Below are 24,554 nucleotides of genomic sequence, written 5' to 3' on the forward strand. Positions count from 1 at the left end.
AGCCGACGGAGCGTCGGACCGCCCCGAGCCGATCGGTCAGCCGAAGAGCGAGGGCAGGAACAGCAGCGCCGCTGCGATGAAGGTGAGGGCGATGGGGGTCCCGATCGGGATGAAGAGGTGCATCGTGCCGCCTTTGCGTCGCGGTTGCGGTGGTCGACCGCCGGCCGACTCCGCACGGAACGGGGGTCGGTCCCAGCGTGGCGGCGCAGCGCCGGGGCGGCATCCCGACCGCGTCCGGCCTGCGCCGACCGGGTGTCCGCCGGCGCGGTCGCGATCACCGCGGGCCGGAGTCACCCTGGAGTGGTGAGCACCAAGCACTTCCGGGGCCCGCTCCAGCCGATCTACGTCGGGCCGCTGAACCCCCTCGACCGGCACCGCCAGGTCCGCGTCGAGCCGCCGTCCGGCACCCCGATCTGGCGCAGCACGGCCAACGAGGCCGACCTGCTCGCACTCGTCGCGGAGATCCGCCCCGACCTGGACGTGAAGGCCCATCCGGAACTGATCCACTGGATCAGCGACCCGTGGACCTGGTCCGGCGTCTAGCCGTCCCTGGTCGGGTCGGGGCAGCCGCAGGTCCGGCCCGTCCGTCGTGGCCGCCGGGAAGCAGAAGAGCCGGCTCAGCGAGGGTGCTGATGCCGGCTCCGAAAGTGGGGCGCGTGGGGCTCGAACCCACAACCTACGGATTAAAAGTCCGCAGCTCTGCCAATTGAGCTAGCGCCCCGCGGCCGGGCTGCCCAGGGGGGCGGTGGACCGGCCAGGCGTAGCCTACCTGGTGGGAACGGGAACGTGTCGATCATTGTGCTGCGGGAGCGCCGGAGGGCGGCGTACAGTCCTGGCTGCCGCCATGGCGGCGGCACAACAGGGGACTGTACGGAGCGGGTGGGGACATGAGGCGCAAGCGCGTCGTCTACGGGGTGGCCGCGGCAATCGGCGGGATCATCCTGCTCAACGTGGGGCTGTCGTTCTCCGACGCCTTCGACCGTACCGACGGCGGGCAGGTCGCCGTCGTGCGCAACGGGGGGCCGTTCGACGACAGGAACATTCGACAGGTGATCCAGCCCGCGTCCGGGCTGACCTGGATCGGGTGGTACTCGGAGAGCCACAAGTACCCCTCGCAGCAGCGGTTCTACACCATCACCGCCGACCCGAAGGGCGGTGACCGCCCCGGCGTCGACGTGGTGCACACGCCCTCCGCCGACGGCGTCAACATGGGCATCGAGGGGACTCTCTACTTCTCCCTCAACACGGACGACAAGACCCTGCGCGACTTCGACACCAAGTTCGGCACCCGGACCTTCACCGCTGCGAACGGCAACGCGTATCACGCGTACGACGGGGACGCGGGCTGGTCCGCCTTCCTGGACCAGATCATCCGGCCGGTGATCGACAACGACCTGCGCGAGCAGATCGGCAACTTCCGCTGCGCCGAACTGGTCTCGTCCTGCGCGCTGGTGCAGAACGGCGGGTCCTCACCCGCGTCGACCGGCGGCACCGGGACGAACAACAACTCCAACATCGCCGCCGTGCAGAACGCCATCAACACCTCGCTCGCCCAGGACCTGCAGAGCACGCTGGGCGACAAGTTCCTGGTCGATCTGCGCTTCAACCTGGTGCGGGTGACCCTGCCGGACAACGTGCAGTCCGCCGTCGACCAGGCGCAGGCGGCCTTCGCCGCCGTCTCGGAGGCCCAGGCGAAGGTCGCCCAGGCGAAGGCCGAGGCCCAGGCCAACCTGATCCGCCAGCAGGGCTACGCCGCCTGCCCCGCCTGCGCGACCATCGACGAGATGAAGGCCATCCCGCCGACGGTCACCACCTTCGCCCCCGGCTCGGGCTTCGCGGTCACGAAGTGACGGCGACGACGTAGCGGAGGCCGCGGCGCGCCACTGCGGGCCTGACGGACCGGCCCGTGGTGTCCGGCGCGGTCGGCCGCACGGCGCGGAATCGGCCCGGCACGGGCGGTGCCCGGGCGATTCGGCGACGCGGCAGCCGGGCGGTGCCGGGGCGCCGCGAGCCCGGGGGATCCTCCCCCCAGGCCGGCCCTAGGCTGCCGCCGCCAGGCCGGCTCGGCGGACGCGGCGCAGCCAGGCCTCCGCCGGACGCTCGTCCGGGGCGTCCGGCAGGGCGCCGCGCGCGGAGAACGCCTCCTCCGCCCAGCGAAGCCGCTCCTCCGCCGCCGTCGGCTGCGCGGCCAGCCGCTCGCCCTCGGCGCGCAGCCGGTCCGGGTCGGCGCACCGCACCCGCAGCTCGCCGGTGCGGTGCAGGTGGACGCCCTGCTCCAGCAGCCGCACCAGGTGGCGGGCGTGCTTGGCCTGCCGGGCCGGCGGCGCGTCGCCGCGGCCGTCCCTGGCGACGAGCTTGCGGAACTGCTGCGTGGCATAGCCGAGGTAGGCGTTCCGCACCGGCTTGGCCGCGTGGAAGGAGCGGCGTATCGCGATCAGCTCCTCGCCGAGCCCGGTGCGCACCTCGTAGCAGTCCTCCGGAAGCCAGACCAGCTCGGACGCGGTCGGATTGCTGCCCAGCGCGAGCCGACACCACTTCGCGGCCTCGTGCAACGTGCTGTCCGGCGCGGAGGTCACCCGCGACTCGGTGGGTCGGTGCAGGCCGAACAGCTCCTCCGTCGGCACGGCGTAGACGCCCAGCCGGTCGATGTCCGACCCGGCGTGCGCCAGGCCGTACGCGGTCGAGCCGACGATGCCGCTCAGCAGCACGCCGGACACGCTTCGGGGCTGACGGGACCCGCGGAGCGGCAGGTCTGCCAGGTCCGGGCGGTCGGCGGCGTTGTCATCCATGGGCGGAGTCTGCACGGGGCGGCGCCTCCGCGGCCATCGAAATAGTCGGCAGGAACCCGGCTACGACCGTCATCTCCCGGGCACCATCGTCTGGTTGACGAGGGAGGACGAGATGGACGACACACCTGGCGCACCCGTCCGACACGGCCCTGCGGCGTGGGAGGGACCGCCCAGACGCCACGGCCCGGTGGCCAGGGTCGCCGTGCTGTCCGACGTCCATGCCAATGTCACCGCCCTGGAGTCCGTGCTCGCCGAGCCGGACGTCCGCGCGGCCGACCTCCTCGTCTTCTGCGGCGACATCACCTGGGGCCCGGAGCCGGAGCGCACGCACGCGCTGATCGCCGCGCTGGGCGACCGCGCCCTCGCGGTACGCGGCAACGGGGACCGTTTCGCCGCCGAGATCGCCGCGGGCGTCCGCGAGCCGGGCAGCCCGCGTGAGCGCTGGATCCCGGCGCGGCATTCCGCCGCCGCGACGCGGTTCGTCGCCGGGCTGCCGTTCAGCCTGCTGGTGGAGATCGAGACCCTGGGACCGGTCCTGTTCTGCCACGGTTCGCCGCGCAGCGACAACGAGTTGGTCACCCCGGCCACCCCGGCCGACCGCTTCGCCGCCCTCGCCGCGTCGGCACCTGCGGGCGCGCGGACGATCGTGACCGGGCACACGCACCTGCAGTTCGACCGGGCCGTGGCGGGCCTGCGCAGCGTGAATCCCGGCAGCGTCGGCCTGCCCTTCCACCGCGGGATGCCGGGAACGGCGTACTGGGCGCTGCTCGGTCCGGACGTTTCCCTCCGGTCCACCCGTTACGACGTCTCCGCCGCTCTGGCCCGCACCCGCGCCACCGGCGACCCGGCCGCCGACCGCATCGCGGAGCTGCTGCTCCGACCGCCGAGCCCCGAAGAGATCATCACGGACGCCGAGTCCCGCGTCTTCGCCGACTGAGGCGCTCCCGCGCTCCCCGCGGCCCGATCGCCCCGCGGAATAAAGGCATTGCAAGCCGTGGATCGACCTGCTTACTGTGGGTCCACACTGAAAGGAGGTGATCCTGAGTTGAGTACTCCCAGGACGCGTGAGGTGGCTGCGCGCTAGCGCTGCCCTCGCCCGTGGCGGCTGGTGCCGCGGGTAGCAACACCGTGCGCGCGAGCGCAATCCATAGCAGTCACCCGGCCCGCAGGCTCACCGGATCGTCCTCCGGTGCCTCGTTCCTCCCGGTGGGAGAGGCGAGGAGTCAGCCTGCGGGCCGTCTGCTGTTCTCAGACCGCCGCCGAGGCCGTCACCCAGTCCGCGATCAGGCGGCCCCAGGCGGTGAGCCCGGTGCGGACGCCGGGATCGAGGACGGCGTCGGCCGTGCCCAGACGGGCCTCGACCAGGGCGGCCCTGGCTGCCCTGCGTTCCGGCACCGAGAGCTGATCCGGCGCGAAGACCGGCTGCAGCCGCAGCAGGGTCTCGATCTCCTGCCTGGCCCGCGCCGCGCGTAGCGCGGCCGTGAGCCGGATCGGGTCCTCGTCGCCTGCCACGACCAGCCGGGTCGTCCCGCCGCAGGCCGAGGTGGGGACCCCCTCCCGCAGCAGGATCCAGCTCAGGAAGGCGTCGTCCACCGGGTCCAGTGCGGCCCAGGCCGAAGCGAGCCGCTCGAGGCGCGCCGGCAGCTCCGCGGCGGGGACCGCAGCCCCGAGGGCGCGCGGGTCGGCCTCCGGATCCCTCCGGAGCCAGTCGGACACGGCGGTGGTGACCACCGCCCGACGCCCCTCGCGCTCACCCGCCCAGGGCAGCCGGGTGACCGAGAGGCCGCCGGAGGCCGTGCCGTGGCCAGGCTCCAGGACGCGCGGGCCGCCGGGCAGGAAGGCGCACGGGACGCCGTCCCAGAGACCGAGGCTCACCCGGCCTGCCGCACCGAAGTCCCCGGCGAGGCGCAGACCCAGCCGACGCAGTTCGAGACCCCCGTCCTCGTCCAGCGGCACCCGCACCACCAGGGGATCCGACCGGTCCCTGAGGGCGACGAGCTCCGGCAGCACCAGGGCTCCCAGGAAGTGGCCGAGCGGGTCCTCCTGGCGCGGGAAGGCCACGGGCAGTTCGCGTTCGGCGACGGCCAGCCAGGAGCACAGCTCCGGGTCCCCCAGCAGCGGTGCGAGCAGTTCCAGCGTCGACGCCGAGGGGGAGGACAGCACGTCCGCGACGACGCCGTAGACGCGCAGGGCGTCGCTGTCCGTCGTCCGGGTCGCGCGCTCCGCGCACCGCGCGCGCAGCGCGTGGAGGTTGCGCTCACGCCGGGCCCGGATCGCGAAGGCCGGCAGGTCGGCGCCGCCCGGTGGAGGTTCCGGCAGTGCGGGAGTGGCGTCGGTGGCGGTGTCGGGTGCCGGACCTGCGGTCGGGCCGGCCGCGGCCCGCGCTCGGGGCTTGGCCACGACCCGGCTGCCTTCGCGCTCGACGATTCGGGCACGGACCGGATCCCGGAGCGGGGTCGGCAGGTCCTCGGTGGCGAGCCGCTCGAGCAGCCGGTTGCGCACGGCAGTGCTGCCGGGCCCGACCGGAAGCGGTCGCCACCAGCGCTCCTCGTGTCGGAGTCCGTCCATGAGCACCTCCTCGAGCGCGTGGAGGGCGGACGCGACGTTGACCACCAGGCTGACGCTGGTGCTGTCGCCGTCGGAGAAGCCCCAGTGCACCCAGGTGCTCGGGATGTACAGCACGTCGCCGGCCTTGACCTCGAACATCTGCACCTCGGTGCTCGAGACCGTCGCACGACCGAGCGCGGGCTCCCCGAGCAGGCGCCGTCGCCTGTCGTCCGGGTGGATCCGGTCGGGCGTCGGCGGGCTCAGGAACCACTGCTTGTTGCCGGTGAGCTGGATGGTGAAGTTGTCGCTGCCGTCGTAGTGGCTGCCGATGGTCGACGGTCCCCGGGTGGCGAAGACGTCGCACCAGACGTCGTGCCACTCGAAGTGGCGGCGCGCCGCGCCGACCAGCTCGGGGAAGCCGGGGAAGCCGTCGGTCAGTCCCTCCAGGAACCACACGGTGGAGCCGTCGGTCTGGTGGTCGGCGCCGGATCCGATGGCATCGAAGATCGACTGCCGCGACGGCGGATCGGGCAGGAACCGGCGTGCGGCCCCCGGGAGATGGAGCGGCGCGCGGCGCCAGTGGTCCTCGATGAAGGTGTCGGGCAGGCCCCACGCTTCCATGACGGGCTCTCTCCTGATGGTGAAGGGGTGAAGGGGGCGGCCGTGGTCGGGCTCAGGCCACACCGCTGTGCAGGGGGCCGCGATCGGTCGCGGCGAGCGCCACGGGACCCTCCAGCATGCGCAGGGCAAGGAAGGTCGTCCGCGCGCCCGCCTCGGCCGGCCGCACCAGGCCCTTGAGCAGCAGCTTCTGGACCAGCGCCGAGGACGCGGGCAGGGTCAGGCCGGCGAGCTCGGCGGCCTCCCGCACCGTCCAGGCCCACTCGCGCTCGGTCAGCAGGGTCAGCAGCCCGCTCTCCTCGGCCGTCAGTCCGCGCTGCTGTTCGGCGAGGTAGTGGTCCAGGTCCGTCAGCCGTTCGCCCGCCAGCGCGCGGCAGGTGGTGCGCAGTTGGGCGGACATCTCCTCCGGTTCGAAGAACAGGAAGAGCGCCGACGCCTCCGCCAGGGCCGCCGGGATCCCGTCCAGCGCGCGGCACAGTTCGGCGACGACGCGGGCGTTGTCCGCGTCCAGGCGGAAGTCAGGCCGGAGTTCCCGGATGTGGCGGGTGAGGAAGTGGACGGCGGGCACCCGCGCGAGCGATTCGACCGGACCGGACTCGTGGGCGGCGCCCGGCACGGCGAGCGGCCACAAGGGCAGGCGGCGGGCACCGGCCGGGGCGAACCCGGTCCGCGCGGTGCAGAGCACCCGTGCGGACCGATGCCGGGTCAGCAGCTCCCGCACGTCCTGAGCCCGCTCGTCCGGCGCCACGGTGCCGAGCGGCCCGCTCCCGGCCAGGGCGCCACCGTGCCCCGGGACCTGGGTCCCGGTGGCGTCCATGGCGTCCAGCACCACCAGCCGGGGGGCGTCCGCGGACGCCTGGCTCCGGCCGAAGAGGTCGGGCCCCAGGTCGCCACTGCGGATCCGCTCGCGCGCGTCGCGATCCGCGTGCGAGAGCCAGGAGACCGCGAACCCCTCCTCCCGGTGCAGGCGGGCCGCCACCTCCAGTGCCAGCCGGGTCTTGCCGACCCCGGGAACCCCGGTGATCACGGCCAGCCGGTCCGCGCCGTCGCGCAGCAACTCCACCAGCAGGTCGGTCTCGGCGCCGCGCCCGACCTGCAGATCCACCGGGCCCGGCGCGGCTCCGGTCACAACCGCCGCACCGGGCGAACCGGCAAGGGCCGGGCCTTCGTCGTACGGCGGCCGACCCGGCGGGAGGGCCGCGGCGTGGACGCCGGGCTCCACCGCCCCCTCCGCCAACGCGACACGCTCCCGGCCGGACAACCGCAGTGCGTCGCTGATCAACCGAAGGGTCTCGGAGCGGGGCCGGTGCGCCCGGCCCCGCTCGAGTTCGCGGATGGTCCGGATGCTGACGGTGGACAGGTCGGCCAGCTGCCGCTGGGTCACGCCACGGCGTCGGCGATGGGTCCGGATCAGCTCGCCGAGGAACGGCCCCGGCTCGGTGAGCTGCATCAGACGAGGTGAGCGATCGGGCCGGCCCCGTCCCAGTTGAGGTCGCCGTCGAGGGTGACGGTCACGCCCGGCACGGCGACGGTCCCGGCGACGGCCCCGACGGCCGCCCGGTGGGTGGCCGGTGCGCCGCCCTGGCCGGCCGCGCAGATCAGGGGGAGCGCGAGGAGCAGTGCGGTCAGCACCGCGACTCTGACGGGACGGCGGCGGACGGTGATCGTGCGAATCATGGTGACTCCCCAGGTCAGTGGCCAGGCCGCGCTGATGGGACGCGACCCGGTTGTGATGGAACTAACCCTCCTGTGTCTCCACCTCCAGTGGGTACAGTTACCGGGCTGCATATTTCGGCGCGCCATTTCCCGCAGGTGAACAGATGTCCGAACAGCCAGACTTTCCGGTTCCTTTCGCCCTCGACCCCGAACTCAGGGACGCCTATCGGCGGATCGCCATGGGGACGGGTAATTCGGACTCAGTTCCTCCGGATGTACTGGAGCAACTCCTCTCCTTGGGCCTGGTGACCCGCGGACCCGAAGAGGGTGCGCTTCGCGCGGCCGATCCGGCCGCGGCCGCACGCCGGCGCACCACCCGGTGGCGGGCCCAGGCGGCGACCCTGGAATGGCAGGCGAGCGCACTGGAGGAGCAGTTCGCCCCGCTGGCCGCGCAGTACCAGGCCCTGGCCCGACAACCCTCCGCCCAGGGGGAGTTGGAACTGCTGGAGGGGCACGAGGCGATCAACGGGTTCATCCGCGCCACGGCCGCCGGCGCCAAGCGGGAGCTGATCACCGCGCAGCCGGGCGGCGGACGCGGCGAAGTGGGCCTCGACGCGGCGCTCCAGGCCGCGCTCGCGTCGCTGGCCAGGGGAGTCGCCATGCGGACGCTCTACCAGAGCACCGCGCGGTTCAGCGAGACCACACGACGATATGTCGGCGTGGTCACCGAAGCCGGGGCCCAGGTGCGGACTTCCGACGACTCATTCGAAAGGCTGCTGGTCTTCGACCAGGAGATCGCGCTGATCCCGGCGGACAAGCGGCGCTCTTCGGCCCTGGTTATCCGGAGGCCGGAAATATGCCGCTATCTCATGGAGTCGTTCGACTACCGATGGGACCTCGCCGTCGATTTCGTCGCCGGCAATCCGCGGCTCACCGCGGCGGAAGTGGTCCCGAGGGTCCGCGAACAGATCAAGGACCTGCTCCTGGCCGGACACACCGGAGAGACGATCGCACGACGCGTCGGCCTGCGGCCGCGCGCCTACCAGGACCACGTCACCGCGCTGAAGCACAGCTACAACGCCTCGACGCTGGTGCAGCTGGGCTACGGCATCGCCATGGAACGCCAGCGCGCCGAGCAGGCGCGCACGGCGCCCGCCCGGGAGGCCGGCGGCCGGCTCAGCCCTGCGGAAGGGGAGTTACCGAGGCGTCGAGGGCACGCAGCAGCAGCTCCGCGGCCACGGCAGCGGAGAACGGGTCCTTGTCGGGCAGGAACTCCACCATGTCCATGCCGATGATGCGGCGCTGCGAGCAGAGCCCCTCCAGCAGCGGCACCGACTGAGCCAGGGTCAGTCCCCCGGGGAGCGGCGTGCCGGTGCTCGGCATGTCCTTCGGGTCGAGGAAGTCCACGTCGATCGTGACGTAGTACGCGAGGTCCTCGGGCAGGCCGGCCAGGACCTCCGCGAGCGCCCCGGCCGCCGTGGTGCCCGGCCAGCGCGTGATCTTCTCCGAGGGGCTCGGAGCCTTCGCGATCAGCTGACGGACCCCGATCTGCACGACCCGCTCCACCCGGTCGTCGCCTACCAGCCAGTCCATGAAGTTGCCGTGGTGGCACTCGCCGCGCCAGTCGTCCCGTCGTGGGCGGCCGTAGTCCAGGTGGGCGTCGAAGTGGATGATGCCGACCCGCTCGCCGCCCGCCATGACCCCGCGCACGGCCGGCAGCGTGACCGAGTGGTCCCCGCCCAGGACCACCGGCACCTTGCCCGTCCGGGTGGCGGCGGCGGTGAGCTGTTCCAGCGCGGTCAGCGTGTCGCCGTTGCGCGTGTGCACGTCCGCCGAGAGGTCGCCGAGGTCCGCGATCCCGACCCCGGCCAGGACCTGACGGTCCCGCACCGGGTCGTACATGCCGGGCGCCCCGGGCAGTCCCGCGGCCCGGAACAGGCCCTGGCTGGCGGTGCGCAGGTAGTGCGGCCCGAACCGGGAGCCCGGCCGTCCGGTGGACCCGACGTCGTAGGGCACCCCCAGCACCACGACCCGCGTCCCCGGGTCGCCGAGGGCGTCCACGACCTCACGCCGGGCGCTGCCGAACAGACCGGGGCCGGGCCCCCGCGCCGCGGACGAGGAAGCCCCCGACGGGCCGGTCGCCGCCTCGTACGTCTCCGTGGCCGACATGATCTCTCCTGGTCGTGATTCGGGTCCTGGTTCGGGCTCTGGTCCGGGTCCTGCGCGGGCGGCGTGCCCGCCGTCGCGGCCGGCCCGCCGGGGTCGGTGCGCGGCGGTCGTTGAGCCGCGGTCAGTGCGCGGCGGCGGGCTGGGGTGCGGGGGCCGCGGCCGGCTCGGGTTCCCGCTTGCGGGGCAGCGAGATCGCCGCGTACAGCCCGGCCATGACGATGCAGAGTCCGGCGGCGGAGAACACCGTGTCGATCGGACCGATGCCGACCCCGGCCAGGTGGCCGTGGAAGTCGCGCAGCGCGGAGCTCGCGAGCCAGCCGGCGACCACGACCGAGAGCATCGAGGCGAGTTGGTTCACCGGGTTGAACACGGCCATCATCCGGCCCAGGTACTCCGTCGGCGTGGCGTCCAGCAGCAGCGGCGTCATCGCCGTGTTGAGCATCGCCACGGGCAGGGAGAAGGCCGTCAGCAGCACCACGCCGCCGACGAAACCGGTCTGCCGCGCGTAGGCGAGCACCAGCGCACCGGTGAGCAGCAGCGCCGCCCACGTCGTGGTCCGCGCGCCGAGCCGTCGCACGACCCGCCCCGCGAGCAGCGATCCGGCGATCGCCCCGACGCCGAAGGCCGTGGACACGAAACCGTAGAGCCGGGAGTCGGTGTGCAGGTTGCCGGTGACGAAGAAGATGTTCAGCGAGTTGATCGCCCCGGTGCCGCACTGGGCGATCACCGCGATGCCGAGCAGCGCCACCAGGAAACGGTTGCCGACGAAGAACCGCAGCCCGGCGACGAACTCCTGACGGAGGCGGCCTGCGCCCGCGGCGGACTGCCCGTCGTGCTGCTGCTCCGCGACACGCACCGAGCGGATCGCCCACCAGGAGAACACGTACGACAGCGCGTTGAGCACCAGGGCCCACTGCAGCCCGGCCGCGAACAGCAGCGGCGCGGCGAGCGGCGGTCCGATGATCGAGGCACTCGCGGTGGTCGCCTGACCGATGCCGGCCGCACGGGTGCGGTCCGCGTCCCCGGAGACGACCTGGCCCAGCACCGCGAACCGGGCCGGCGAGAAGAACTGCCCCGCCGCGTTGACCCCGAAGACCACCGCGTAGATCAGCGCCAGCCAGACCCCGGTCGGCAGCGCGGAGGCGGGCAGGAACGACACCGCCGCCAGCGACCCGGTCAGGAGCGCCCGCACCACCTCGGTGCGCAGCAGCACCCGTTTCCGGTCCCAGCGGTCCACGAAGACCCCGGCCAACGGGCCGACGACGAGCACCGCGGTGCCGACCGCGAGCATCACGCCGCTGACCGCGGCCGGAGCCCACGAGCGTCCACGGGCCAGGTCCGTCGCCACCCAGAGGACGAGCGTGGTGTCGAAGACGAAGTCCCCGAGCGTGGAGACCGCCTGGCCGTACCAGAGCCTGGCGTAGTCCCGGTTGATCAGCTGCCGTTCGATCCCGCCGCGCAGGGCGGACAGGCCCGCCATCAGATCCCCCGCGAGCGGGTCGCCGCCTCGCTGAGCCCGCCGGCCAACTGCAGCATCTGGCCCACCAGCCAGGTCTCACGCTCGCTGAGGTGGGGCATCCCGGCCGTGATCCGGTCCAGCACCGCGGCCGGCTCGTCCGCGCCCGCGCCGACGCCGACGGTGTGGCCCTCATCGCGTGCCGCCGAGCGGAGCGCGCTCTGCCGCCGCACCCGCTGCAGCAGTTCCAGGCCGAGCGCGGCCTGGCTGGCCAGCAGGCCCAGCAGGTCGAGGGTGCCCAGCTCGTCGTGCTGGTCGCCGCGGTCGAGCACCTCCAGCACGCCGATGCACTCCCCGGCACGGAAGAGCGGCGCGGCGGCGAGGGTCTTCGGCACGTAGCCGGTGGCCTCGGCGGCCGGCTTGGAGAACTGCGCGGAGGTGTCGAGGTCGTCGGTGATGAGGGCCTGACCGCAGGAGACGACCCAGCCGGCGATGCCGGTGCCCGCCGGGAAGCGGGTCCCGACCAGGTGCTCCTCGCCCTGGCCGGAGACGGCCTCGAAGACCAGGTCGCCGCTGTCCTCGTCGATCAGGAACACCGAGGCCGCCTGCGCGTGGAAGGCGGCCTGCGCCACCTCGACCACGCACTGCAGGAGCTGACGACCGGTGATCTCACACTCACTGTCCCACATGGACGACATGAGGCTCCTCCCTACGCTCTTGATCGGCACGCTTGCTCTCGGACATCCCCGCCACGTTCTTCGCCGCCAGGTACAGCACTGTCTTCAGCTGGAACGGGGTCAGCCACGGATGCTTGCCCAGCACGCGCGCGCAGACTCCGGCCAGGTGGGGCGCGGCGAAGCTGTTGCCCGTGCTGATCTTCTCGGTCCCGCCCACCCAGGGGACGCTGACCTTGACCCCGCGGGCGTAGAAGTCCACCGGCGGGGCGGCGTTGTAGTAGTAGAGCGACGAGTCGGGCTCGTTGTGGCTGGCGACCGAGATCACCGAGGAGAAGGTCCACGGGAAGCTGTGCACCGGCATGTTGTGCGCGGAGACCACCAGCGCGCTGCGCTTGAAGTAGGCCCGGTCGGCCAGTTCGCGCAGCTGCGGTTCGAGCGCGGGGGACGTCGTGGCCAGACTGAGGTTGATCACCTCGAACCCCTGGTCGATGGCCCATTCGAGCCCGGCCATCAGGGCCTTCCCGCTCCCGTACTTGCCGCGGGTCAGCACCCGCACCGAGGAGAGCGAGGCCCCGGGTGCGATCGAGCGGATGACCCCGGCGCAGGCCGTGCCATGACCGGCCAGATCGCCGAAGTCCCCCTCCTCCACGTGGACCTCGTCGTTCTCGTCGGCGACGACGGAGGCCGAGCGCTCCAGGCCGCCGACCCTGGGATGGTCGGCGTCGACGCCGGTGTCCACGACGCAGACCCGAACCCCACTGCCGTCCGAACCGCCCCAGGCCCACTCAGGGGTGACATCCTGCATCAGGCTGATGTCGAAGTCCTCCAGCGGAGTGCTGGACGTGGGCATTCCCCAGGCGGGGATGCCGGGGAACTTCTTCTGCTGGGGACGCTGCCACGGTGGCGCATCCGTTGTCACTCGTCCACTCCCTTCACTCCGGCTTCACTCCTGTCTCTGCCGGCCACCCCGACGGCCACCGGCCCACGCGGTGCCGGCCCGGTCCCTACCCGGCTCACGACGCCGTCTCCGCGCCGAGCCTGACGAGCAGTCGCTCCGCCCGTTCGACGCCGGTGACCGCGCCCTTGGACCGGTGTCGGTCCAGCGCCTCGGCGGCCGCCTCCAGGGCGGGCTGCCGCGCGCCGACCGCGTCGAGCAGTTCGGCGACGTCCTCCAGGACGGTGCCCTGGAAGTACGGGTCCTCCATCCGTGTCAGCAGCAGGCTCCGCGCGCGCTCGCACAGGGACCGGGCCAGGTCGAGGTCCGGGGTCCCGGCACCGGCTCCGACGCCGGTGAGTTCCGCGCGGGCACGGAGGACCGCCGCGAGCGGACCGGTCCTGGGGTCACCGACCGCCTCGACCTCCGCCTCGGACATGTCGGCGAAGCGCCGTGGCACCGGCTCCCCCAACGCCACCGACGCGCAGGCCGCGTAGGCCTCCAGCAGCAGCGCGCCCTCGGCCTGTCCGGCTGCCTCCAGCACGCCGCGCACCCGGTCGAAGTGGTCGAACGCGGTCCGGTGGTCGCCCCCCATGGAGGCGATGACCCCGGCGACATGGGCCAGGCCGATGTCCGCGCTGCGCAGCCGCAGGTCCTGGGCGTACTCGTTGGCCCTGCCCCACGCCTGCCACGCCTCGTCCTGGCGCCCGGCCAGGCCGAGCAGCCCGGCGGTCGCGGCCAGGATCGGCACCAGCGACACCCGGCTGTCGCCGACCGCGTCCGCCAGCTGACGGCAGCGCTCCAGGCCCTCGGACACCGGCGTCGGGCCCCACAGGGCCAGCTCGCCGACGGTGCGGCGGACCCGGTCCAGCTCGTAGTCGTCCGGCAGCCCGGCCGCCGCCCGCTCGGCGCACCGCAGGCTCTCCTCGGCCGCGCCGATCCGTTCCTGCATCAGGTGCCGGTTCGCCCGCAGCTGGTGGAAGCGGCACCAGAGGAGGTCGCCGGCACCCAGGGCGAGGAGATCCCGCTCCAGTTCGGCCTCGGCCGCCAGGATCTCCGCGGGGGTCCGCGCGCCGAAGCCGAGCTCCAGCAGGTGCCGCTGGATCTCCAGGCCGAGCCGACGCTGGCGCACGTCGTCGGCCCCGCCGGGGTCCGCCGCCACGGCTCCGAGGGCGCCCTCGCGGTCCTGCAGCGCGAGCCGGCCGTCGGACAGCCGCAGTACCAGCTCCAGATGGCCGGGAGCATCGCTCGGCAGGATCTCGTGGGCTCGTTCGAGCAGGCTCACGGCGGCGGGCAGATCCTTGCGGTCCATGGCCACCGCGGCCTGCGCCGTCAGCACCGCCGCGGCCCGGTCGGCCACGTCCCTGGTCGCCGCGCCGTTGGGGTGCAGCTCACGGGCCAGCCCCCAGGCCGCCTCCAGGTGGTAACCGAGGTCGTCGAGGTCGGCCGGCTCCGCCAGGTGCCCGTCGTGCTCCGGAAGGCGGCGGCGCTCGATGCCAGCGGCCAGCACCAGGTGCCAGCGCAGCCGGTGGCGTTTGGCCGTGAGTTCGTAGGCCGTGTCCCTGACCAGGGCCTGCGCGAAGCGGTAGGGCTCGCTCGCGCCGCGCCCGATGACCAGGCGCCCGCGGCGCAACCGGTCCAGGACCGCGCCGAGGTCGGTGTCGGACCTCTCGTCCGCGTCGAGCAGCGACCTGGCCGCCCCCGCCGTGAACTCCCGGCCGGCCACCGCAGCCATCTCCAGGACCAGCCGCTCGTCCGTGGGCAGCCGGTCGAGGCGGGCTGCGAGCATCGCCTGGATCGTCGCGGGGGTGGGGTTGTCGGGGGCCTCGCCGACGACGTCCAGCATCAGCTCGGCGAAGAGCGGATTGCCCTCGCAGGACTCGGCCACACGACGGCAGACGTCGTCCAGGTCCTGCGCGGCCACCTCGCCGTCCGCGGCCAGTTCGAGGACCAGTTCGGCGGTCTCCTGCTCGGTGAGCGGCAGCAGCTCGAGGACCATCGTGCCGGCCTGGCCACCCGACCACGAGGTCCTGCTCTCCAACAGCTCGGGGCGGGCCACGCACAGGTGCATGACCGGGAAGTCCGACAGCTCGTCGCACAGGTACTCGACCACGTCGAGCAGGGTGGGCTCGGCCCAGTGCAGGTCCTCCCAGACCAGCAGCAACGGGCCGCGCTCGGCCAGCGACCCGAAGAAGACGCGGAGCGCCCAGGCGATGTCCCGCACCTCGGCGCCGTGCGCGCCCTCGTCGGCCGCGCCGCGGGCCGGAGTCCGCAGCACCGTGGACAGGTAGCCGACCGCACGCCGGATCTCCGGATCCGTCTCGCCCCTGAGCTGGAACGCGGCCCAGCCCGCGGCCGCGGACTCCAGCATCTCGGCCACCGGCCGGTAGGTGACGCCCTTCCCGTAGGAACGCGCGTGGCCGCGCAGCACCGTGGGCGCCGCACCGCCGATCGTCCCCTCGAACTCCGTGGCCAGTCTGCTCTTGCCGATGCCGGGCGGGCCCAGCAGCGTCACCAGGCACCCCCGTTCCCGCAGGATCGTGCGCCGGTAGGTGTGCTCCAGCTGCGTCAGCTCGAAGTCCCGGCCGATGAGTCTGACGGTGCGGCCGACCGCGGCCGCGTCCGGGCTCGCGGAGAGCACCCGCCAGGCGCGCAGGGGAGCCTCCTTACCCTTGACCCGCAGCGGCGGCACCTCCTCCAGCGCCATGTGCGGCCGCACCACCTGGGCCGTCGACTCGCCGAGCAACAACTCCCCCGCCTGGGCGGCGGACTGGAGCCTGCTGGCGGTGTTGACGGTGTCGCCGACGATCCTGAAGTCGCCGAAGGTGTCGTAGGAGGCGGAGACCGGACCGGCGTGCACGCCGATCCTGATCTTCAGGCCGATCCCGTAGTCGCGACCGAGTTCGGCGTTGAGCGCGCCGAGTTCGGTGATGATCTCCAGACCGGCGCGGGCGGCCCGCAGCGCGTCGTCCTCCCTGGCCACGGGAATGCCGAAGACGGCCATCACCGCGTCGCCGATGAACTTCTCCGTGGTCCCGCCGTGGTTCCAGATCACCTGCGAGCACAGCCGGAAGTAGCGGTCCATCACCGCGCGGAGCACCTCGGGATCGAGTCCCTCGCTGATCGCGGTGAAGCCCTCCAGATCGGCGAAGAGCACCACGACGTGACGTCGCAGCTCCGCGACCTGACCGCCGGCGGAGAGCGAGGCGCCGCACATCGCGCAGAAGCGACTGGTCGCGTCCGGCACCGTCCCGCAGGTGCCGCAGCGCCGCTCGGCGGCGGCTCCGTCAGGCTCGAACACGGACGACCGCCTGTCCGGGGCTCAGCACGATCCCGAGGCTGCGCAGCACCTTGGCGTAGTCGACCGAGTCGTTCCCCGAGGCCAGCGTGGCGGAGCCGCCTCCCGGCAGCACGACGGCCACGCTGGAGCCACGGCGCGAGGAGCCGTCCCCGCCCAGCCAGGCGGCCATGCGCGGGTAGTCCACACCGTCGGGCCCTGCGGCCAGGCGGGAGTGCTCGCCCTCCAGGTCGGCGGCGGTCGTGAAGCCGTCGAGATCGGTGAAGGGCACGTCGAGCAGGTGCTGACGCACCAGGGCGACCCTGGCCTCGCCCTGGTCACCGGTCGGCAGCAGGCCGCGTCCGTGCTCGCTGAAGTAGAGCAGCGAATGGCTGCTGTCGATGCCGCCCACGAAGGGCCTTCCGCCCAGTCCGCGGCGGATCTGTGCCTTGAGCGCGGCCGGGATCGGCGTCTCCGCCTCACCCCTGGTCTCCACGCCGGTCGTCAGGTCCCGCCAGCCGACAGCGCGGGCGATGTCGTGGGAGCGCGGCAGTTCCAGCACCTCCACCCCGAACCGCTGCGGCTGCTTGGCGATGATCGAGCCGGGGGTCAGTGAGAATCCGCCGACTCCCGCGAGCGACCACCACTGCTTGTGGCGGGCCAGGAAGTGGTAGGTCTCCTCGGCCTCCTCCTGCGTCTCGGTGGGGAAGCCGGTGAATCCCATCATCTGCGCGCCGATGCCGGCCTCCGCCAGCTGTTCCAGGATCAGCGGGACCTGGTCGATCCGCACGCCCTTGTCGATCAGATCGAGGATCCGCTGGCTGCCGGACTCGTAGCCGAAGGCGATCGACACGCATCCGGCGGACCGCAGCAGCTGCGCGGTGCCGCGCTTGGGGAACGTCCGCTCCAACCTGAGCTCGGCGCTCCACCGGAGCCCGAGCTGCTCCTCCGCGAGCTGCTCGGAGAGCGTGCGCAGGTAGCGCGGCGACATCGCGTCGACCGAGAAGTAGAGGGTCCGGGCGAAGCCCGATATCTGCCGCAGGTCCTCCATCACGAGCTCGACGGGCCGTTCCCTGGAGGGCGAGGTCGGCCGGTCGGTGTTGAGCCCGTAGTCGCAGAAGGTGCACTTGTTCCAGTAGCAGCCGCGGGTCGGGCTGTAGAGCACGACCGGCTCGGGCGACCAGTAGACGGGCCAGTCCCACACGTCGTACTTGGGGCCGGGCAGCCGGCCGACATGCTCGTAGTTGAGCCGCATACCGCGGCGGTCCGCGCCGCGGTGCAGCACGCCGCCCAGGCCGATGAAGCCCTCGGGCCGCTGGGCGGAGGCGCCGTCGCGCACGGCGCAGAGGATGTCGACGAGGGGCGACTCGCCCTCGCCCGGCACGATGAGATCGGCGTGGGGGAACATCCGCCAGATGTCCGCGTCCGCCCGCGCGTACTTGACGTCGTCGCAGACCTCCGTGCCGCCGAAGACGATCACCGCGTCAGGGAGCAGCTCGCGGATCTCGCGCGCCATCCTGAGCGCGAAGGGCAGTTGCGAGGCGTAGTTGACCGATAGGCCGACCATCCGCCAGGGCCGTTCGGCGAGCACTTCACGGAACGGGCCGGTCACGTAGTCGAGGAACGGGCCGACGATCTCGTCCAGCAGCTCCTGGTCGGCGAGGTCGCGGTGGCTCAGGTAGTTGACCGCTCCGCCGGTGCGCAGGGTGAACCCGTTGTAGACGCCGGGCACCGAGCGCAGCGACAGCAGGTTCAGCCAGCGGTGCACCGCCATCGTGGCCTGGTGGTAGGTCGGGTAGTGGTAGAAGTCCCGGCCGTCCTGGAACACGTCGATGGCGCGCCGCATGAAGTCGGGCTCCAACCCGACGCCGGAGAGAGCGGCCTGGTAGGCGATCTCCTCCCCCCGGCTCAACTGCGGCTGCTCGCCGGCCCACTCGCGGAATCCGGCGGCCTGCTCCAGCAGGCCCTCGACGTACTCCGGGCGGGCGAGGTGGTTCAGGGCCTCCACGTTCGCGTCCAGGCAGCGGTGTCCGGTGAAGCCGAACTCCTCGCAGGAGGCCACGAGATAGGAGATGGAGTGGTACGGATAGGTGGGATCGGTCAGGGGCGGGTTGATCAGCAGATAGGGGACTTCAGCGTTCTCCGGTCGGGACTTCTCCCGTCCGACGGACAGCTGGAGCGGGGGTGCCATCCTGTGCCTCCGAAACCATCGATCCTGGGTCTGCCACCTGCAGGGGTGACGGCTGCGGAATCGCGCCGCCACCCCTTGCGGGTGTCGAGGGGAGTGATCAGCCGATGCGGAAGATCACGACGTCCTGGCCCTCGACCTCGCCGCCGCCCACGGCGTTCAGGCGAGCCTGGACCGAGGTCAGGACGGCGACCTCCTCCTCGGACAGCTGGGCCACGACGGCCTGCTGCTCGACGGTGAGCAGGTCCACGGCGTTGCCGGCGGAGGCGAGCTTGGAAAGAGCGTCAAAAGCCATGAGCTTCTCCTCAGTTGGTGTTTCGCTGTGTTCGGACCGAAGCGCTTCGAGAAGAAAGTTATGGCCGGGCGACCGGCAGAAGCGGCAGCGTTCGGCGGCAGCTTCAGCCCCGGAGCGGCAGCCGCGGCGGCAGCGGCAGAGCGGCGGCAGAGCCGGTGTGGGCACACGGAAAAGCGGACTGGCCGCCACCCGGAGGGGTGGCGGCCAGTCCGCTTCTGCTCTGAGCCCCGGTGGGGCTACGCGTCAGTTCTTCCAGCGCGGCTTGCGGTCCGCGGAGCCGGCGCCGCCGGCGGAGGGGCGGCCGTAGCCGGCCGGGCCGCGGTCGTCACGGCGCTGGAAGCCGCCACGGTCGTCACGGCGGTCGTCACGGCGGAAGTTGCCCGAGGCGGGACGGTGGTCGTCGCGGCGGCCGGCGCCGAAGGACGGGCGGCTGCTGCGGTCACGGTCACGGTCGCCGAAGGACGGGCGGCCGCCACCGAAGGACGGACGGTCGTCGCGGCGCTGGAAACCACCGCGGTCGTCACGACGGTCACCACGGTCGTCACGGCGGAAGCCACCGTCACGGTCGTCCCGACGCTGGAAACCACCACGGTCGTCCCGACGCTGGAAACCACCGCGGTCATCACGACGGTCACCACGGTCGTCACGGCGGAAGCCACCGTCACGGTCGTCCCGACGCTGGAAACCACCACGGTCGTCCCGACGCTGGAAACCACCGCGGTCATCACGACGGTCACCACGGTCGTCACGGCGGAAGCCACCGTCACGGTCGTCCCGACGCTGGAAACCACCACGGTCATCGCGACGCTGGAAGCCACCGCGGTCATCGCGGCTGCGCTCGTCGCGGACCGAGTAGCTGCGCTCGGTGCGCGGCGCGCGGGCCTCGACCCCGACCGGGGCGGCGTCGTCCGCCGACTCGGTCGCGACGACGGCCTCGGACTCGGCGGTGACCGCGGTGGTCTCCTCGGCGTCCTCGTCGTCCAGACCCAGCTCGGCGCGCTCGGCGGCGACGCGGGCCGCCAGGCGGTCCGCCTCGTCGCGGAGGTTCGCGGCGTGGCGGGTGGCCCGCTCCAGCTCCTTGGTCAGCGCGGCGACGTCACGCTCGGCCTGCTTGGCCTGCGTGGCCGCCGACTCCGCCTGGACGTGGGTCAGCGAGCGGGCGCCGGTGATGCGGATCAGGTCCGCGTCGAAGGAGCCGCCGACGATGTGGCGGGTGGCCTCGACCCCGGCGTCCTCCAGCAGGCGGAAGGTGCTGCGGCGCTGGTGCGGCAGGATCAGCGTGACGACCGTGCCGGAGCGGCCGGCGCGCGCGGTGCGGCCGGAGCGGTGCAGGTAGTCCTTGTGGTCACCGGCCGGGTCCACGTTCAGGACCAGGTCGATGCCGTCGACGTGGATGCCTCGGGCGGCGACGTCGGTGGCGACCAGGACGTTGACGTAACCGTCCTTGAAGTCGGCCAGGGTGCGGGTGCGCGCGCCCTGGGTCATGCCGCCGTGCAGGGCGTCGGACTTGACGCCCGCGTCGCGCAGCTGCTCGGCGACGCGGTCCGCGCCCATCTGGGTGCGGACGAAGATGATGGTGCGGCCCTTGCGGGCGGCGATCGCGTTGGTGACCGGGGCCTTGTCCTTGGGCTTCACGACCAGGACGTGGTGGGTCATGGTGGTGACGGCGCCGGCGGACGGGTCGACCTCGTGGGTGACCGGGTTCACCAGGTAGCGCTTCACCAGCGAGTCGATCTCGTTCTCCAGCGTGGCGGAGAACAGCATGCGCTGACCGCCGGCCGGGACCTTGTCGAGGATCTCGGTGACCTCGGGCAGGAAGCCCATGTCGGCCATCTGGTCGGCCTCGTCCAGGACGACGATCTCGGTCTCGTCCAGGGTGCAGGCGCCACGGTCGAGCAGGTCGCGCAGACGCCCGGGGGTGGCGACGAGGATGTCGACGCCGCGCTCCAGGGCCCAGATCTGCTTCGGCATGGAGGTACCGCCGCAGACGACCTTGAGGTTCAGGCCGAGCACCGAGCCGTAGGGCTCCAGGGCGTCGGAGACCTGCATGGCCAGCTCGCGAGTCGGGACCAGGATCAGACCGCGGGGGCGCTTGGCGCGGGTGCGGCCCTGCTCCAGGCGGGCCAGCAGCGGCAGGCCGAAGCTCAGCGTCTTGCCGGAGCCGGTGCGGCCGCGGCCGAGGACGTCCTTGCCGGCCAGCGCGTCCGGGATGGTGGCGGCCTGGATCGGGAACGGCGTGGTCACGCCGCGCTTGGCGAGGGTGCGGACCACCTCGGCCGGCAGACCGAGGTCGCCGAAGGTGATCGAGGGGGTCTCGGGGGTGTCGTCGGCGGTGTCGGTGCCGGCAGCGGCGGCGTCCGCCAGGACCTCGGCAGCCTCGACGACGGCCTGGTCGACGTGGTCGGCCTGGTCGTTTTCGGGCATGGCGAAGCGGGCGTCGTCAACGAGGGACATGAAAAACCTTCCGGATATCGGCACGCGCCAAATCCGCAGGATTCCAAACCGCCTCAATGCGGTGAGCCACGGAGTACCGGTACGCGCCAAGGGCGCCTGTTACTTACACGGCGCCGGGCAAATTGAGCACAACGATCTACCAAGATAGCGCAGCGGGGGCGGAAGCGGCAAACCGCCCCACTTCACCCCGCAGAAGCGCTGGTCGAAGGGGTGGGTGTGGGGGTCGGCGGGGGTGGCGTGGGCGTCGGCGGAGGAGTGGTGGGACTCGGGTGATCCGTCGGGCTGGCGCTGGGCTGAACGGGCGGGGTCGTGGGCACGACGGGACCCGTCGCGCTCGGCCCGGGCGTGACCGCGACCGGCAGGCCGACTCCGCCGCCGACGACCGCGCCCGCGGAGGAGCCCGCGCTGGGGCGACCGCCGTCCGGGCTCGCCGAGGCGCTCACTCCGGCGTCCGCGCCGGGCGCGCCGCTGGGGTGGTGCCTGCCCTCACGCCGGGTGCGCACCCCGTCCTGCGACCCGCCGTCCTCGGCCACGCCCGCCGTCGGCACCCCCGCCCCGGTCGGAGCGACAGCCGGGCCCACCTCCATGCACCCGGCCAGCGTCCCGACCGCTCCGACCGCCGCCCCGGCCACGACCGCCCACGCCGCGGCCCGACGCACCCCCGCTCCGACCTTGCCCAATGCGTCCGGCCCCGCTTCCTTCGCCCACGTCCTGGCCCCCGCCTTCTCCCCCTGCTCAACGGCGGCGGCACCCCAAAGGACACGGCACCTCTTCGCGACGCGCCCCTTCCCTGTTCACCCGTAGCCCAGCTCGTGCAGCCGCTCCTCCTCGATCCCGAAGTGGTGCCCGATCTCGTGCACGACGGTGACGCCCACCTCCCGCACCACCTCGTCCTCGCTCCGGCACATCCGCAGCGCGGGATTCCGGTAGATCGTGATCCGGTCCGGCAGCACCCCGGCGTACCACTCGCCGCGCTCGGTCAGCGGCGTCCCCTCGTAGAGCCCGAGCAGCTCCGGCGAGCCCGCGGGCGGCTCGTCCTCGACGAAGATCACCACGTTGTCCATCAACCGGGTGAGCTCGACGGGGATCCGATCGAGGGCTTCCCCGACCAACTCCTCGAACCGCTCGCGACCCATCTCCAGCACGCCGACGCCCCTGACCTCGAATCGACCTCGAAACCGATTTTGGCGATCCCGCTCGCACCCCGTATGCTTCTGAACGTCCCCGACGGCCGCAAGGTAGCCGGGAGGGTCCAATCGCCCTCATCGTCTAGTGGCCCAGGACGCCGCCCTTTCAAGGCGGTAGCACGGGTTCGAATCCCGTTGGGGGCACGGTATTACCGTGCATGTAGGTTGTGCACATGGCTCCGTGGAGCAGTTGGTTAGCTCGCCACCCTGTCAAGGTGGAGGTCGCGGGTTCAAGTCCCGTCGGAGTCGCTCAGGATCCCCCGCAAGGGGGAGCCTGGCCAGGTAGCTCAGTTGGTACGAGCGTCCGCCTGAAAAGCGGAAGGTCGCCGGTTCGACCCCGGCCCTGGCCACATAGCCTGACCAGGCACGATGCCCTCGAAGCAAGTCGCTTCGAGGGCATTTGCGTGCCGGTTGACGCCAGCACTGACGCCAACGGCCCCGAATCGCGGCACACCGGGCCGCTCGTCCTCGGGCATCCGATGATCGACATCAAGTGATGTACATCACATTCGGGGTCCGCCGGGGCCCGCCGTCGACATCCCCGGAGGCACACGCCTCCAGCCCGAGTCCGGCCATTCACGGAGCAGGCAGGGCGCAAGAGCAGCAGCCTTCCTCGCCTGCGACCAGGGCAAACGGGTCACGGCTGCAGCCGACCGAGAGAACCGCGAGCACGCGCTCCCGTTCAGAATGCCGCCTTCACCCCAAGTGGCATGAATTCGAAAATATATTCGCTTTCTGCTTTTTGTCGGTGGCCCCTTCTAAGGTGGGCGCTGCCCGCCTTCCGTAGGCGGGCGTGGTGCCGAACGCGTGCGATCCAGGGTGGGGCTGCATGGAATTCGATGACGTCACTGGTCTACTCGACCATCCGGCATGGCGGCTGCTGCGGGCGGAGAACGCCCCGCTGGTGCTGGGGTTCTGCGGCACGGTCTTCGTCGATGAGAACGTGCGAGGCGTACCCGAGAACGTGCTGGTCTCCCGCCTGGACGATCAGCTGTATGACCTCAACGAACGGGGAATGGGCTCATTCCCACGCCCTGCTGCCGCATATCTGACGGAGTGGACCAACAGTGGCTGGCTGCGTAAGTACTACCCGCCCGACGAGGACGAGGCCCATTTCGACGCGACCAGCGCCCTGGAGAAGGCCGTCGCCTGGGTCCGGGGGTTGCCCGCTCGTTCCTTCATCGGCACCGAGTCACGGCTGAGCACCATCGTCGCCCTGCTGCGGCAGATGACATTCGGTACCGAGACCGATCCGCAGGCGCGTATCGACGAACTCCGTCGCGAACGTGATCGGATCGATGAGCAGATCGCGCAGCTCCTCGCGGGCGAAGTCGATCTCCTGTCCCCGGTGGCCCTGCTGGACCGCTACCAGCAGGTCGAAAACACGGCGGTCGAGTTGCTGCGGGACTTCCGGGAGGTCGAGGCGAATCTGAGGGAACTGGATCGGCGGCTTCGTCAGGACGTGGCAACCGCGGAGGGAAGCAAGGGCGAGCTCCTGGCCTCATTCCTCATGGACCGGGAGATGATCGCCGAATCCGATCAGGGCCGCAGCTTCCAGGCGTTCTTCGATCACCTCCTCTCCCCTCAACGCCAGGAAGAGCTACGAGGCCTCCTGGAGCAGGTACACCAGTTGCCGCAGTTGGGCGGCAGAGCCAACAGGAACCTGCTGAAGATCCCATTCGCATGGCTGGAAGCGGCGGAGAGCACTCAGGACACAGTGCGGCAGCTCACCGAGCAGCTCCGCCGGTTCCTGGCCGACCACGGCCGCGAGGAGGACCGCAGGGTCGTGGCGCTGGTTCGCTCTGTGCAGCGCCACGTGGCAGCCCTCGACGGCCGAAGTGATCTTCCCGGCATCGAGCTGGAGGTCCCCCAAGTGGAGCTGGCTCTGCCGATGGAGCGCCGGCTGTACATGCCGGTCGAACGAGTGGAGCTGGACAGCACTGCCGTCGAAGCGTTCGACGACTCGGAGGTGGACGTCTCCGAACTGTTTGCCGGCGTCCATGTGGACCACGAGACTTTGGTCGCACAGGTACTGGAGCTGATCCAGGCCAGCCCGAGTGGTCAGGCGAACCTACCCACCGTCGTCGAAAAGTACCCGTTGGCCCTGGGACTCGCGGAACTGCTGGCGTACTTCCAACTGGACCAAGGGGGCCTGGACATCGTGATCGACCCCAGCCACACCCACAACCTGGTCTACGAGCGATTCCACTCTCCAGGGCACTCCATGGCCACCGTCCCGCAGGTGACGTTCGTGCTCAACGAGGGCGGCGTGACCGCCGGAGAGGTAGAGCAGGCATGAATGACGCT

19 protein-coding genes and 4 tRNA genes are annotated in these 24,554 nt (G+C 72.0%); 9 read left to right on the forward strand and 14 right to left on the reverse strand.

The window, feature by feature from the left end; all coding sequences use genetic code 11:
• Positions 1–303 precede the first annotated feature (303 nt).
• Positions 304–543: a hypothetical protein gene (locus BS83_RS03640; protein WP_157596878.1), complete on the forward strand. Its 240-nt coding sequence runs from the start codon at positions 304–306 to the stop codon at positions 541–543.
• Positions 544–648: 105 nt separating this feature from the next.
• On the opposite strand, the gene BS83_RS03645 is transcribed toward BS83_RS03640, so the two are convergent.
• Positions 649–721 (reverse strand) — tRNA-Lys (locus tag BS83_RS03645).
• A gap of 166 nt (positions 722–887) precedes the next feature.
• Here BS83_RS03645 and BS83_RS03650 point away from each other — a divergent pair.
• A complete protein-coding gene (locus tag BS83_RS03650; RefSeq protein WP_037600916.1) occupies positions 888–1,850 on the forward strand; it encodes an SPFH domain-containing protein in 963 nt (320 codons plus the stop codon).
• 189 nt (positions 1,851–2,039) lie between these two features.
• Here the strand turns inward: BS83_RS03650 and BS83_RS03655 are convergent, their stop codons facing one another.
• Positions 2,040–2,789, reverse strand: coding sequence for a nucleotidyltransferase domain-containing protein (locus BS83_RS03655; RefSeq protein ID WP_084713121.1), 750 nt, complete (start codon positions 2,787–2,789; stop codon positions 2,040–2,042).
• 112 nt (positions 2,790–2,901) lie between these two features.
• Here BS83_RS03655 and BS83_RS03660 point away from each other — a divergent pair, with 112 nt between their 5' ends.
• Positions 2,902–3,726, forward strand: coding sequence for a metallophosphoesterase family protein (locus BS83_RS03660; protein WP_157596880.1), 825 nt, complete (start codon positions 2,902–2,904; stop codon positions 3,724–3,726).
• Positions 3,727–4,037: 311 nt separating this feature from the next.
• On the opposite strand, the gene BS83_RS03665 is transcribed toward BS83_RS03660, so the two are convergent.
• The 3 genes from BS83_RS03665 to BS83_RS03675 are packed head-to-tail and all read right to left on the reverse strand — an operon-like array spanning position 4,038 to position 7,631.
• The gene (locus BS83_RS03665) at positions 4,038–5,957 is read right to left on the reverse strand and encodes a JmjC domain-containing protein (RefSeq protein WP_037600921.1); all 1,920 of its coding nucleotides are present in this window, start codon (positions 5,955–5,957) and stop codon (positions 4,038–4,040) included.
• 52 nt (positions 5,958–6,009) lie between these two features.
• Positions 6,010–7,404: a helix-turn-helix domain-containing protein gene (locus BS83_RS03670; protein WP_051942571.1), complete on the reverse strand. Its 1,395-nt coding sequence runs from the start codon at positions 7,402–7,404 to the stop codon at positions 6,010–6,012.
• Positions 7,404–7,631 (reverse strand): hypothetical protein, encoded by a 228-nt coding sequence (locus tag BS83_RS03675; RefSeq protein WP_037600922.1) that lies wholly within the window; start codon positions 7,629–7,631, stop codon positions 7,404–7,406. Before BS83_RS03675 ends, BS83_RS03670 begins: the two co-directional genes overlap by 1 nt.
• 143 nt (positions 7,632–7,774) lie before the next feature.
• On the opposite strand from BS83_RS03675, the gene BS83_RS45085 reads away from it, so the two are divergent.
• Positions 7,775–8,905: a phospholipase D-like domain-containing protein gene (locus BS83_RS45085; RefSeq protein ID WP_157596882.1), complete on the forward strand. Its 1,131-nt coding sequence runs from the start codon at positions 7,775–7,777 to the stop codon at positions 8,903–8,905.
• On the opposite strand, the gene BS83_RS03690 is transcribed toward BS83_RS45085, so the two are convergent.
• The 8 genes from BS83_RS03690 to BS83_RS03725 form a co-directional block, all read right to left on the reverse strand.
• Entirely contained in the window at positions 8,787–9,779 is a 993-nt protein-coding gene (locus tag BS83_RS03690) for an arginase family protein (protein WP_037600929.1), read from the reverse strand. The genes BS83_RS45085 and BS83_RS03690 overlap by 119 nt on opposite strands.
• A 121-nt stretch (positions 9,780–9,900) precedes the next feature.
• Positions 9,901–11,259 (reverse strand): MFS transporter, encoded by a 1,359-nt coding sequence (locus tag BS83_RS03695; protein WP_051942572.1) that lies wholly within the window; start codon positions 11,257–11,259, stop codon positions 9,901–9,903.
• Positions 11,259–11,924 (reverse strand): GAF domain-containing protein, encoded by a 666-nt coding sequence (locus BS83_RS03700; protein ID WP_051942573.1) that lies wholly within the window; start codon positions 11,922–11,924, stop codon positions 11,259–11,261. Before BS83_RS03700 ends, BS83_RS03695 begins: the two co-directional genes overlap by 1 nt.
• On the reverse strand, positions 11,911–12,831 hold the full coding sequence (locus BS83_RS03705; protein ID WP_232248038.1) for a S8 family serine peptidase: 921 nt from the start codon (positions 12,829–12,831) through the stop codon (positions 11,911–11,913). Before BS83_RS03705 ends, BS83_RS03700 begins: the two co-directional genes overlap by 14 nt.
• Before the next feature lie 94 nt (positions 12,832–12,925).
• Positions 12,926–16,147 carry an adenylate/guanylate cyclase domain-containing protein gene (locus BS83_RS03710; RefSeq protein WP_037600932.1) on the reverse strand — a complete coding sequence of 1,074 codons (3,222 nt, stop codon included), beginning with the start codon at positions 16,145–16,147 and terminating at the stop codon, positions 12,926–12,928.
• On the reverse strand, positions 16,134–18,314 hold the full coding sequence (locus BS83_RS03715) for a B12-binding domain-containing radical SAM protein (RefSeq protein ID WP_037600933.1): 2,181 nt from the start codon (positions 18,312–18,314) through the stop codon (positions 16,134–16,136). Before BS83_RS03715 ends, BS83_RS03710 begins: the two co-directional genes overlap by 14 nt.
• Positions 18,315–18,411: 97 nt before the next feature.
• Positions 18,412–18,606, reverse strand: a complete 195-nt coding sequence (locus BS83_RS03720; RefSeq protein ID WP_037600936.1) for an aroma-sacti cluster domain-containing protein — start codon at positions 18,604–18,606, stop codon at positions 18,412–18,414.
• Positions 18,607–18,849: 243 nt separating this feature from the next.
• Positions 18,850–21,060, reverse strand: a complete 2,211-nt coding sequence (locus tag BS83_RS03725; RefSeq protein WP_037600937.1) for a DEAD/DEAH box helicase — start codon at positions 21,058–21,060, stop codon at positions 18,850–18,852.
• A gap of 309 nt (positions 21,061–21,369) precedes the next feature.
• Between BS83_RS03725 and BS83_RS45090 the strand changes: the two genes are divergently transcribed.
• On the forward strand, positions 21,370–21,864 hold the full coding sequence (locus BS83_RS45090) for a hypothetical protein (RefSeq protein ID WP_157596884.1): 495 nt from the start codon (positions 21,370–21,372) through the stop codon (positions 21,862–21,864).
• Here the strand turns inward: BS83_RS45090 and BS83_RS03735 are convergent.
• Positions 21,855–22,205, reverse strand: a complete 351-nt coding sequence (locus BS83_RS03735) for a metallopeptidase family protein (RefSeq protein ID WP_037600940.1) — start codon at positions 22,203–22,205, stop codon at positions 21,855–21,857. The two genes, BS83_RS45090 and BS83_RS03735, sit on opposite strands and share 10 nt — an antisense overlap.
• Before the next feature lie 113 nt (positions 22,206–22,318).
• Here BS83_RS03735 and BS83_RS03740 point away from each other — a divergent pair.
• The 4 genes from BS83_RS03740 (at position 22,319) to BS83_RS03755 (ending at position 24,546) form a co-directional block, all read left to right on the forward strand.
• Positions 22,319–22,391 (forward strand) — tRNA-Glu (locus BS83_RS03740).
• Positions 22,392–22,422: 31 nt separating this feature from the next.
• A tRNA-Asp gene (locus tag BS83_RS03745) sits at positions 22,423–22,496 on the forward strand.
• Positions 22,497–22,523: 27 nt separating this feature from the next.
• A tRNA-Phe gene (locus tag BS83_RS03750) sits at positions 22,524–22,597 on the forward strand.
• Between the two features lie 479 nt (positions 22,598–23,076).
• Complete coding sequence (locus BS83_RS03755; protein WP_037600943.1) at positions 23,077–24,546, forward strand: DUF3375 domain-containing protein; 1,470 nt, start codon at positions 23,077–23,079, stop codon at positions 24,544–24,546.
• The last annotated feature ends 8 nt before the right edge of the window (positions 24,547–24,554 follow it).

This window comes from Streptacidiphilus rugosus AM-16 (genome assembly GCF_000744655.1).
GTDB classification, from domain to species: Bacteria; Actinomycetota; Actinomycetes; order Streptomycetales; family Streptomycetaceae; genus Streptacidiphilus; species Streptacidiphilus rugosus.

Excerpts from the sequence above, each read along its gene's own strand:
- BS83_RS03755 (WP_037600943.1), top strand. The coding sequence starts at position 23,077 with ATGGAATTCGATGACGTCACTGGTCTACTCGACCATCCGGCATGGCGG.
- BS83_RS03690 (WP_037600929.1), bottom strand. The coding sequence starts at position 9,779 with ATGTCGGCCACGGAGACGTACGAGGCGGCGACCGGCCCGTCGGGGGCT.
- BS83_RS03695 (WP_051942572.1), bottom strand. The coding sequence starts at position 11,259 with ATGGCGGGCCTGTCCGCCCTGCGCGGCGGGATCGAACGGCAGCTGATC.
- BS83_RS03715 (WP_037600933.1), bottom strand. The coding sequence starts at position 18,314 with ATGGCACCCCCGCTCCAGCTGTCCGTCGGACGGGAGAAGTCCCGACCG.
- BS83_RS03675 (WP_037600922.1), bottom strand. The coding sequence starts at position 7,631 with ATGATTCGCACGATCACCGTCCGCCGCCGTCCCGTCAGAGTCGCGGTG.
- BS83_RS03660 (WP_157596880.1), top strand. The coding sequence starts at position 2,902 with ATGGACGACACACCTGGCGCACCCGTCCGACACGGCCCTGCGGCGTGG.
- BS83_RS03665 (WP_037600921.1), bottom strand. The coding sequence starts at position 5,957 with ATGGAAGCGTGGGGCCTGCCCGACACCTTCATCGAGGACCACTGGCGC.
- BS83_RS03650 (WP_037600916.1), top strand. The coding sequence starts at position 888 with ATGAGGCGCAAGCGCGTCGTCTACGGGGTGGCCGCGGCAATCGGCGGG.
- BS83_RS03670 (WP_051942571.1), bottom strand. The coding sequence starts at position 7,404 with ATGCAGCTCACCGAGCCGGGGCCGTTCCTCGGCGAGCTGATCCGGACC.
- BS83_RS45085 (WP_157596882.1), top strand. The coding sequence starts at position 7,775 with ATGTCCGAACAGCCAGACTTTCCGGTTCCTTTCGCCCTCGACCCCGAA.
- BS83_RS03655 (WP_084713121.1), bottom strand. The coding sequence starts at position 2,789 with ATGGATGACAACGCCGCCGACCGCCCGGACCTGGCAGACCTGCCGCTC.
- BS83_RS03700 (WP_051942573.1), bottom strand. The coding sequence starts at position 11,924 with ATGTGGGACAGTGAGTGTGAGATCACCGGTCGTCAGCTCCTGCAGTGC.
- BS83_RS03725 (WP_037600937.1), bottom strand. The coding sequence starts at position 21,060 with ATGTCCCTCGTTGACGACGCCCGCTTCGCCATGCCCGAAAACGACCAG.
- BS83_RS03720 (WP_037600936.1), bottom strand. The coding sequence starts at position 18,606 with ATGGCTTTTGACGCTCTTTCCAAGCTCGCCTCCGCCGGCAACGCCGTG.